At 45.1% G+C, this 12,215-nt stretch carries 2 protein-coding genes; both read right to left on the bottom strand.

Annotated features, from left to right (window positions below; translation table 11 throughout):
* Nucleotides 1-623 precede the first annotated feature (623 nt).
* Nucleotides 624-11,042 carry an MARTX multifunctional-autoprocessing repeats-in-toxin holotoxin RtxA gene (gene rtxA / locus PluTT01m_RS06925; protein WP_332370320.1) on the bottom strand — a complete coding sequence of 3,473 codons (10,419 nt, stop codon included), beginning with the start codon at nt 11,040-11,042 and terminating at the stop codon, nt 624-626.
* Entirely contained in the window at nt 11,005-11,658 is a 654-nt protein-coding gene (locus tag PluTT01m_RS27440) for a hypothetical protein (RefSeq protein WP_232507903.1), read from the bottom strand. The genes rtxA and PluTT01m_RS27440 overlap by 38 nt, the downstream gene beginning before the upstream one ends.
* Nucleotides 11,659-12,215 lie beyond the last annotated feature (557 nt).

The following is a 12,215-nucleotide window of genomic DNA, read 5'->3' as shown; positions in this document are numbered from 1 at the left end:
TTAACATCAGATATTGTTTGCACGAATTTATCAAACATATTTTTTACAAAAAGTAATTTATTAATAAAATAAATATAAAAAAGAAAATATTAAGTTCAGAAAAGTTTCAATTTAATGCATTTATAAACACCTTAAAACAAATCCATCGAATGAGATATACCCTATGGATTTCGAGATGCATCGCGACGGCAAGGGAACAAATCCCCGGGAGCATAGATAACTATGTGACCGGGGCAGCCAACAAAGAGGCAACTTGAAAGATAACGGGTATAAATAAAAAATTCAAAAAGAGCGTTAACACAGATATTTTTTTCCGCGATAATATTGAAAATACAGAGAAGAGAATAAAGTAACGACTAAGCTAAGATATAAAATTTCATCAATTACGATCAATTATTTTATTCCATTTCCATAAATATCCACACAGATTATAGCTATTAAAATAATATAAGTAAACTAAATAATAATATCCTACTTTTTTAGTCAGGAAATAATAATAATAACAAATGAAATTAATCATTAGATTCACATAATGAGTATTTGTTATTCAGCGGTAAAAAAAAGCTCACCTATTCTGTGAGCCTTTTTTATTACTCATTTTAACTTTTATTCTTGAGAACTAATTACGCAAACTGCACTTTGCCTCTCGTGGTATCTGCCCACGCTGTTGCCATGACGATTTTCGTCTGACTCGCCAGATTGTCAATAAAACCATTATCCCCCACAGTGGGTGCAAAACTGCTCATTGCCTGGATTAAGGTATCAACTGCATTATCCGACAGCGCAGTAAACTCACGCTCTCCCAAGGCATTCTTATCCCCCATCCGCATCACCAGTTTGGCACGGTTACCATTAAAGTAATCACTAAAGGTGACTGAACCTATTGATTCAAAGATACCCTGCGCGGTTTTATCCTGTGTAGGACGGTTTACTGATAACACCAGATCATATCCACTGCGCTGGAACCACAAATCTTTCCAGTCAATATCGTTAAAGGCAATCATATCTTCCGCATTGATATCATCAACCTGACTGTCAATCACCTGGCCACTGACCACAAAGCTGTCTACCCCTGCACCACCCTGGAAATGGTTCTGATAACCGCCCAGCACTAGCAGATCCTGACCCTCTCCGCCATCAAACTGGCTGAACTTCGAAATAGTGGCCGCTATCAGGTGGTCACCACCTTCTCCGCCATTAATTACCGCATGATAACCCATCAGTTTAATAACATCGTCACCCGTGTTGCCATCAATTCGATTGTCATTACCAAACACCCAACCAAAGTCATGGCCTGCCCCCAATTCAACCCAGTTGTTATTACCGATGGTCACGGCATAATCCTGATCTTCGCCGGTCTCCACCCGGTTGTAGTTTCCCGCAGTCACAACATAATCATACCCGCTACCGGCATCAATCAGCCCGCCTTCACCAAAAACAAATGTCTGGTCATTACCTTCACCCATAAAAGCATAGTTAATCCGCCCGGCTATTACCGCGGTATCATCCCCATGACCGCCAAACATCCAGTTCTCACGTCCCATCAGAACGCCCAGATCATTGCCTTCCCCCCCGGTAAAGAGGTTAGCTGTGCCGATGGAGTAATAAACATCATCTCCGTACCCTCCCCAGAAGTTGTTGTTATCGCCCAGATAAGCACCGAGATCTTTACCTTCACCGCCCCAGTTGAAGTTATAGTTCCCCAACGAGATATGGATATCACCGTCCCCTCGCAGGTGGCCGCTGTTAAGCAGGAAATCAAAGGTTTTTCCCTCCATATTAAGTAGATCCGCAGTAAGATTCTCTTTTAGATTGGTCACGAGTGACTTCATCTCTTGTTGTTTATCTTTACTGAACATCGTCGCAAACAAGTTAGGCAAATTCAGCGAATTAAAACCCCATATCCGCTCTGGTTTGTTATCCGCCTGACTATTCCCGGTGTTGATGTCGCCCGGTACGCTTTCTTCCCGATGTTCATCTGGCGCTTTCTCTTTCAGCCTATGACTGACAAGAAATGATTCAATACCATCAGCACTCATATCAATGTTCTGTTTCAACCCCTCAATCCATTTATCCGGATCAGCGAAAACATGGAATTGATCCCCCCCAAACTGCCTAATCACTTCCAGCATCTCTCGCAAAATCGCCTGGCCATCAACCGGCTCGCCGGTACGGGCAACAATTCGGCCTTTTGGGGTATAATCCACGCCAAAAATATCCGCCAGCGTGGTCTCTGCATTTACACCGGCTAATCGCCCCAGCAGTCTGTTTTTAAGCTGACGCGGTAAATCCTGGGGCTTATAGGTAAATGTGGTCTTCGCCATACCCGTTGTTGAATATTGCTGCGTCATCAGGCCAAACAACGAACCCAAGTTGGTATCCAGAATCGACTGAATATGGTCACCGAACATAAAGTTCCAGCTACCGGTTGTGACCTGAATGTCCGCCCCTTGACCACCTACCGCAAAATTGAAAATCAGCTTCTCATTGGCCCGACGGAATTTATCCACACGGCTCATTTTATTGGTCTCAGTATCATTGCCGTTATTACTTAGCCATTGGTAGTACTTTTTGTTCAATGCTGTTTCCATGTCACTGTTCAAACCCCGGCTACTGCGCTCGTGCTGCGCATCCAGATCAACCAACGTCTTGTAATCCACACTGCTGGTTTGGTCTAAACCCGACATGTTCCACAAAAACTTTCTCACTCCCGATATCGTCCACTGCTGATCCTGTGCCGCTAACCAGTTCCACTCTGTGCCGGAACGAGCAATAGACTTCAGTACACCGGTAATACGCGCCGGGCCGTCAAATGGATTAACCAGCAGTGGCGTAGCGATAGATTTATCCATCATGACAATCAAGTCATTACTGCGTCCCTGGTTGAAGCTGATGTTACGAGTACCAATAAACATTTGCGCCCCTTCAAGCGCTTGATAACCGGCAATCTCGACGCTGTGTTCACTGTCACCCTCCCCGATGTGCGCCATCACATTGCTGTCACCAAAAACCAGTGACTTAAAGCCGCCGGTACCCACTTTGATCCCTACGTTGGAGGTTCCCCAGTTGATCGCGGTAAACTCGCCATCGCCCACATTTATCTGCATATTCCCGGCGTAACTCAGCGGCTTACCCAATTGAGGATTTGAACCCGGCTCTATCCTATTTCTGGGCTTCCTTGGCGCAGTGAACGCATCATGGTTATCCGCAATTGCCCCTCTAGTGACTAAATCCGCTGCCGTGTACCCCACCCGGGCAAGGTTGATATCGCTTTCTGCTACCCCACAACGTTCCAGCTCTGTTGTCGTCGCGAGTTCTCCCTCTTCATTCCAGTACAACACCCGTTTGTTATCCTTCAATTTGTTAACCCACTGATGATGTTTATCGCGGGCAAATTTACGGCCTGTTGCATCAACGGCCACGTCACTACGATGCGCTGAAACTTCGCTACGGATACCCTGTTTATCTAAAGCGATAATAAAACGGTGGGCAAAACCATGCTGCTTATCCTCACTGATCAGTGAACAGCCCACGATGCTGATGCGCTCAGGTTCACCTGCCGGCGCAAAGTCCTGACTGAACTGTTTGAGTTTTATTGCCAATTCATCAGCACGGTAACCACTCAGACGAGTGTTATTTTGTGCCGATTCGTCGCGGCCATGCCCCACAATTTGCCAACGCAACTTGCCAGATAATTCGGCAGGATCACCATAAATGACATGATATTTGCCATCCGCATCCAGTTTAACCACCACGCTGGAATCTGGGTGCTTACCCGCCAGATTAATTGCGGCTGTTGCTACAATCGGGTCATTTTCCATCTGAATAATGAGCTGACCATCAAAACGGGTCCCATGATTGTCACTCTTTTGCCTAGAGCTCTTCACCACATTATTAAGTATCGTCTGCGTCTCATCACTGATATAGCTGCGATCTTCTTTAAAACTATACCGTTCGCTGTTAGATAATTGGGGTGCTGGGTTTAAAGCAGTTTTATCCCGTGGCAAAGTGCTCTCATCCTCAATGAATACTGACTCTGACGCGCCATGTTTATCTGGTAACGCCTGCGATGCCACCGTCGGAGAGTTGTTCCGTTCTCTCTTAGGGGAATATTTCCGATAAAGGTCCAGGGTTTTCTCAAATGCACTATTTAATGCCTGATTTATCCATTGTTCCCCCTTATCTTCGGCAATATCCATCAGGTCCATATAACTGGCGGTGTAATGTTGCAGTACCTGCCGACGCTCATCACCCATCGCCTGTAACGCTTTGTAGACCGTCAAACTCTCATTAACCGAATGGCCGCCATCAAACACCAGAAACGCCAACGTATTAAGGTACGCCTGTTCCCGCGAGAAGGTAGGATCTTGACGGGCAATATCGTTATTGAGGTGAACCATGATATTGGTTGAGCCCGATGCCCCCGCCACCACTGAATGCCCTTGCGCCAGAGCGTTACGTTCAAGCGCGGTTTCCCGTCCGGGCATCAGCACCCTGCCTGCCGTCACATTTCTGCCAAATAGGAAATTTTCATACGGATCACCGGATGGCTGGTGGGGCAATGCAATACCATAATCATTGGTTTGCTGCTGAGTTAACTCCACTGTGTGGGTCACATTAGCATAATGCGTTAATGTATTACTGGTCGAACGGGCCTTGTAGATCTCTTCCTGATAGAAAGTATCCGCTTCCGCTTTCCATTGAGATAAATGTAACCCCATCCCGTCTGTGATCGACATTTTTACCGCCAGAAACGGAATTTTGATCATTTCAAACCCGTTATCCACCTTAGTCATCATGATCTTAAAGTTATCCAAGGTCGGTTCTTGCAGGAATGTGATCAGTTCTGGTGTCTGACTGAACCAGGGGCGGATATCCTGTTTAATTTTTTCGGCAAAAACTTGCATCCTGAAAGCAATCTGTGCATCGCGAATAGTTGAGCCAGCAGTATTTTGCATATGCAGCTCAAACTCCTGCACCAGAAACTGACCTATCCGTCTGGAGGTGGCTAGCGCATCCGGTGGCGCGGTTTTCACCAACGTATGGGCCACTTCGGAATCAAAACGACGGCCAAATAGGTTGTCAATATATTGGGTAGTCGACTTTTCTTTATAAGCATCAGCCTGTAATGACAGAACCAAAGCATGTAACTCAGGGTAGCCCTGTAACTGGCTGACGGCGTCATTAAATAACTTGATAGTTTCTTCCGATGTGACTTGTCCGGTGAGCCAGAGTTGTCTGGCGCGTCCAATCAAAGGCAGCACTGCCGGGATATTGGCAGTTTCCAATTGACTCATAAAAGCAATCAGACTTTCACTCTCAGTCTTCGGCGCTTCCCGTTCAGCGGTTGAATTCGTTCGAGTCAAGGGGGTAATTTTCCACTCAATAAGCTGATTAATTTCGTCTTGGGTGACACCGCTTTTTAAACCAACTACCCGACCGGTTCCATCAAAGATGACGCGTTGAGTAAATTGTTCCGCAAACCGAGGTGCCACGGCAATCCCAAACACCCCTACGGCTCCAGCGCGCTGAGCCTGTAAGTACGCCATTATCCGGTCCATCCTAAGGCGTATTAAGTTCACTTCACTGACGTATAGAGCGAATTCCTTTGGGCTATTCTGTTGCCAGTCAGCTATCGCCTGTTCAAACCGCAATACATGTTCTTCATCGAAATGACTCATCGTTTTATAGAAAGTATCACGTACAACAGTCAGAACTGCACTACGCGGCCTTTTCCATCCCAATATTTGTACTTTGGGATTGATAAATAGTTGATTGCCCTCTTTTAATAAATTAAATTTTGCACTTTCAAATATTGCGGAATTTCCCTGCTGTTCTACCTTGGTATCATTCCCTAACGATTTCAGGTTAATACCTGAAATTTGCGGCTCTATTATGACAAACTCATCTGAACGGTTCGATGCCGGCATCACACTATCGTCAGATTGTCCTTCGGCCAACGCTGAAGCCATTAAAACGCCGGTATTTTCTGCATGAATACCAGCCATTATCTGTAGATGCTCAACCGCTTGTTCAGCACTCTCCAGCGCCTGTAGCTCTTCTTCGGTCAACTCTTTGTAGAATTTTTTTTCAGCTTCCGGCACGAATTCGGGATCAATATGGCTACCGGTTTCCCCCGCGCCTGTCGATTCGTAGGCTTTGCCCGCTAAACCGCTCCCCTTGGCACCGGCACGATCAGGTCTGGCATCGCTCTGTTTTGCTACTTTGGCATCGATTTGTACTTGAGCAATCTTATTTTCAGCCGCCGCAATATCACGTTTCCCCCGATCTTGCTCCTCCTGATAAGCGATATTGGCATCATTTTCCGCTTCTTGGGCCCGCTGCTGCTGCAATAATACCTCTTCTTTTCTTAACGCCGCTTTCTGCTGAGCTGCTGCAATATCTTGTTTCGCACCGGCATGGTGCTGCTCACTTTGTGCTACGCCGACCTCAGATTTCGCAACCGCTTTTTCGATTTGTTGCTGGTTATCCGCAATAACCTGTCGGGAATAAGCTAATCTTTTCTGTGCAATAAATTTGGCGTAATTCGACTCATCTTGAATATAGCTCAAGAACTTGGCAGCAAACGGATTGCGCCACGGGTCGCCTGATTGACCACTGTAACCTGCATGGTCATCAAGCTCCACCAAACCTTGCGTCATGGAAACCAATTTGTCGGCCTCGGCCTGCGCTTCTGCTTCTATCGCATTCCGCTGTGCCAGCCCACTTCGATTCAGCGCTGCCTGATCCGTTGATTCCAATTGGGATTGCGATTTCGCAATCGCTGCCAGTTGCCGCTTTTTTTCCTGCTCCAACAATTGACTATCTTTTCCCGCTTTTTCTTTATCGCTTAACGCATTTTGCGCCGCCTCATCCTCTCTTACATGTTCGATAATCACATCGGTTTGTAGCGGTTTCTCAGATTTTGCAATAACGTTATCCAGAATATAACCCATGCCATCATTCTCACCGGTTCCTTTAAACTCAATGCGATTACTGCCTGCCTGTGCAATTAATTCTAACGTTTTAGTTTTCCACTCTATCGAATTTCCAATAACTGAGAATACCCGTTCTCCATTCCAAACAACTTCCATGCCATTTTGAATAACATCGATATCGGAACGATGAGCAAAATCAAAACTCAGTGAAATCACCTCGCCTTCAGACAAATTACGCAGATCCTGATAAATCGTGGTGTTTCCCTCCACATCAAGTTCACTGACACGTTTACCATGACCGGTATTATCAAGACCATAATTACTCGCTGGACCATATACCTCTATATTATTGGTAAACTGCCAACCCAACTTACCTTGTTCAAAATCACCATTAATAATCAGATTATTATTCTGCTCTAATATCGATCGCGTTTTTTGATTTAAAGCACTTTCTATTACATCCACATCAGGCATCTCTACCCCTGTTACAGCACTATTGAGACGATAATTTAAGTCTGAATTTACCGGAGAAGTTACATCCATCTGGAAGCCATCAATAGCGGAAACTTCTGCTAAATGAATCGCGCCCCTGCCTCTATGGGTACTAAGCGTGTTAACATCCTCCCCCTGCACCAGATAGTCGATCGCCTGACTGCCCCCCACGCCGAGTACCATTTGTTTGATATTGTTGTAGAGAGCGGCTAGTTTGTTGCTTTCTGTATTACTCGCGGCAACCGCCAGGCTGTAAAAATCCCCCCCGCCTATCTTAATCGCCGCATTATTGCGCGCATAAGCGGCATTCACATATAAACCATTCCCCACCTGAATATTCGCATTACCCTGACCTTTCATGACCGCCACATTCAGGCCATGGCCCACTTTGGTATTAACGTTATATTTCCCCCACGCCACGTTAACCGAAATGCCATCACCCACATGAGTGTTAATGTTAGCATCGCCCTGCGCGGCAGTGACATTTAAACCGTTGCCTATTGTCGTGGTGACGTTAGCTTTCCCTTTCGCCACCGTCACCTGCATACCGTCTCCCACTTTGGTGACCACATTGCCTTCACTCCATAAGGCATTAAAGCTGTTTCCCTCACCGACCTGAGTGATGATGTTGGCCTTACCTTTCGCCAACACCACATTACGCCCGTCACCCACTTTAGTGACAACGTTGGCTTCGCCCCAGGCGCCGGTGTAATCATCGCCGTTCCCCACATGGGTGATAATGTTGGCATCGCCCTGCACCACCGTGACTTCCTGTCCCTTCCCCACTTTGGTCACGATGTTTGCCTGACCTTTCGCAAAGGTGTAACGGTCGCCATTTCCCACCTGAGTCAGGATATTCGCCTCCCCCCACGCCGCATTCACTCCGGTGCCATCGCCAATTTTGGTGATAAGATTAGCGTTACCGCTAACAAATCCTACAGTCAAACCATCGCCGATATGGGTCATCACGTTACCCACATCGGAAATAAGCAGACCAATTGTGGTACCGTCTCCTACTTTGGTCAGCATATTGCCTTTGCCCAACAGGATTCCGGCGGTTGTCGCATCGCCGATATGTGTAATCACATTCGCTTTTGCCGCTGTAACAACCCCCATAAAATCATCGCCCACTTTGGTGACAATATTAGCTTCACCCAGTGCTAACACGCCGGTTAAGCCATTCCCCACATGCGTCATGATATTAGCCCGACCAAACATGGCCGCCAGCGTTGTGCCTTTACCGACTTTGGTCATCACATTCAGTTCACCGGCAAACAAACCGATACTGGCGCCATTACCCTCGTGGGTAAAAATATTGGCTTTCCCCATCATTACGGCGGCGGTCTGGTCATGACCGACTTTGGTCAGCACATTGGCCCCACCAATCATGACTGTAAAGGTATTGCCATCCCCGACATGGCTAAAGAGATTGGCCAAGCCAATCATCGCCGCCAACGTCGTGCCATCACCCACTTTCGTGGCGATATTGCCTTTTGCCAGCATCAGCGCAACACTTGAACCCTCCCCAATATGCGTAAATACATTGCCCGCGGCTGCCATTAATGCCAGCGCGTCACCGTCACCCACTTTGGTAAAAATATTCCCCAATCCCCCCATTAACCCCCAGGCATCCCCTTTGCCGATATGGGTAAACAGGCTGCCCGCACCAATCAGAGCCGCAATCACTGTCCCGTCCCCAACTTTGGTGAAGATATTGCCTGCCGAAGCCATCACACCCAGTGCAAAACCGTCACCGACATGGGTCAGCACGTTACCTATGCCGAACATGACACCGGTCATGTCTCCCTTTCCGACTTTAGTCAAGGTATTAGCGCCACCCAGCATCACCCCCGTGGTCTTGCCTTCACCAATATGCGTAAAGACGTTCTTACCGCCCCCCATGATCGCTAATGCATGGCCTTTCCCTTTCCTGGTAAAAACGTTGGCTCCTCCCAGTGCAATGATGGAGGTGTTGGCGGTTTCACTCTCCTCACTGAGATGGGTGATAATATTGGTGCCGCCAAGCATACCGGCAACCAGATTACCCGTCCCGAGTTTAGTAATCGCGCTAGCACCGCCCAAAAGTACGGAAACGATATTCCCAGCACCTTTTTGAGTAATGAAGTTAAAACCGCCCATCCCAAACCAGTTCGCACTACCATTACCTATCTGAGTATGCGTGTTGTATCCACCCAGCATCCGTACCCGACTGTCACCGTTGCCTTTGTGGATTGAAATATTGCCATAGGCCAACAGATGAGCCAGGTATTGCCCATCCCCGATCCGCACCAGAACATTTACCGCGCCACCAGCGTAAACATCCATTTTCCCGTTCTGGCCCTGGTGAACCACAACATTAGCTAAACCGGCACCACGGAATGTCAGATCCCCTTTTTCGCCGTTTTTTACAATTACGTTAGCGGTACCCGCACCTTCAAAACGAATATCACCGAATGTTGAACTGTGCAAAATAACGTTAGCGGCCCCGGCTCCTGTGAAATAAATATTACCGTGCATCACGTTGGACATAATAACGTTCCCACCCCCTGCACCATTAAAATAAATATCACCGGAGCTATCACCACTACTTTCTGATGATGTCATAAGGTCTTCCCCGACATCATTATTAAGATCAGTCAAACAATCAGTAATATCCTCTGTTACATTTAACTTATAGTGAAGCTGACTTAACGTATAACCCGCTTTTATTGATTGATAACCTTGAGAATAGGAAAAAGTTTCATTCGCTATGCGGTCAGTATAGTCACCTTTTTTATACCAGGATCTTGCAATATATATCAGTCTCCCTGTCTGACTATCATTCATCAGCTCAATTTCAACCACCTTGGTATAAGGCTCCTGAAATACTGCATACACATAATGATTCGGATGAATGTTTGATTTAACCGCAGAGACATCGATTTTCAACCCATGAGAAGAGAGTGCGTCCTCTTCTATTTCCATTTTGGCGCTAGCCAGTGTGATATCTTCCGCTTTAATGTTGACCTCACGGGCATAATGTATCCATCTATCGACAAATAATCTATCTACAACACCCTGTATTGTGGTTTTTTGTTGATATATCACGTCAATATTGGCAAGCATAATAGCATCGTTCCTTTTAATGGTAACAAATCCATTATTTACATTGATATTTTCCCTGGCAATATTCTTAAGATGGTCGCCTTTTTTATACCAAGACGTGGCATAATAACTGAGCTTACCGGTATTCGGATTATTTTGTAGCCGCACAGCGACAACTTTAGTATTAACATTATTAGCAATGGCAAAGAGATAAGTATCAGGCTCTACCGCGGATTTAACCGCTTCAACTCGCTGGGATTGTTGAATCCAGCTTCCTTCCATTGTTGCCGATGTCATCACAATGTCTTGAGCCTGAGCAAATTCTATTTCATTTTTCACACCTGATCGGGTAATTTTGTTATAAGCGCCTGCACCAGCAAAATGAATATTTCCGTGGGCAACATCAGAATAGAGGGTGTTATATCCCCCCGCCCCTTCAAAAGTAATATCGCCCTGTGTCTGTACATACTTACCTTTACCGCGTATACGTTCAATGCGATTCGATGCCCCCGCCCCCCCGTAAGACAATATTACCGCTTCTACCTTTACGCACGATATGATTATCAGCGCCAACACCCTGAAAAATGATGTCACCGCTTTCTACCCGTGAATTGATGCTGTTTGCCGCGCCGGCACCATCAAAAACCACATTCCCCTGTGAACCTGAATAACGATTAAACCAAGTACGGTCAATGTCATTGTATGCCCCTGCACCAGCAAAACCTAAATTTCCCTGGTTAGTCTCATGCCATAACTGATTATATCCACCGGCCCCTTTAAAACCGATATCACCCGACACCCCCTTACGAACCAGTTTGTTATAGCCAGCAGCACCCATATAAGATAAATCCCCGGTTTCACCTATGTGATCAATGAAAGTTGCACCAGCTACCCCCTCAAATGACAGTCTGCCATTTCCCGTCTTACTAATACCGGTATAACCTGATGCCCCTTTTACCGAAAGGTCACCATCTGTATGGTATACATCGACTTTAAATGAACCAATCGTAACATCATCATCCCCGCCAAAAGCATAAACATCACCACCAACACCAATAGCAGCAATCCTATTACCGTTATTATTGTCGTAGTGTTTTCCTGTAAAGAGGAACTCTGCACTTATATTATTTAATGATTTACCCATAAATAGTCCTTTAATTTATTATTTGGGTTAAACAGAAAATCACTGTAACTATATCTAATGGAGAAAACCGTTTTTTAATATTTAAGTTCTCATGAAACAATGAAATACCCTGATTTTTAATGGAGAAATTTTAAATAAATAAAAAACGCTATTAAAATTAATATCAAATATTACTTACACGAATTTATCAGGCATACTTTCCCTAAAAGGAGTTTATTAATAAAATGGTTGTAATAAGAAAAACACCCAGTTCAGAAAGATTGTTAACGAAAATATTTAAAATACAGAAAGGATAATAAAGTAACGCCTAAACTAAGACATAAATCCTCATCAATTATTTTGTTCTATCTCCGTAAACAACCACACGGATTATAACCATTAAAAGAATGAAAGCAAATAAAACAATAACATCTTACTTTTTTACAAAAAAAACTATAACGAACAAAACAATTAAACAATTAAATAATTAAATAATTAAATAATTAATTAAATAATTATCACTTAGAAAACTATAATGGACATCTATTACTCCAAGGCCAGATCTAACATTTTTAATA

Origin of the sequence: Photorhabdus laumondii subsp. laumondii (assembly GCF_003343245.1) — a bacterium.
Taxonomy (GTDB): Bacteria; Pseudomonadota; Gammaproteobacteria; order Enterobacterales; family Enterobacteriaceae; genus Photorhabdus; species Photorhabdus laumondii.
The sequence above is the reverse complement of the archived record's forward strand: the minus strand, read 5'-3'. Positions and strand labels throughout refer to the sequence as shown.

Coding starts and splice junctions, on each gene's coding strand:
- PluTT01m_RS27440 (WP_232507903.1), bottom strand. CDS start 11,658: ATGGGTAAATCATTAAATAATATAAGTGCAGAGTTCCTCTTTACAGGA.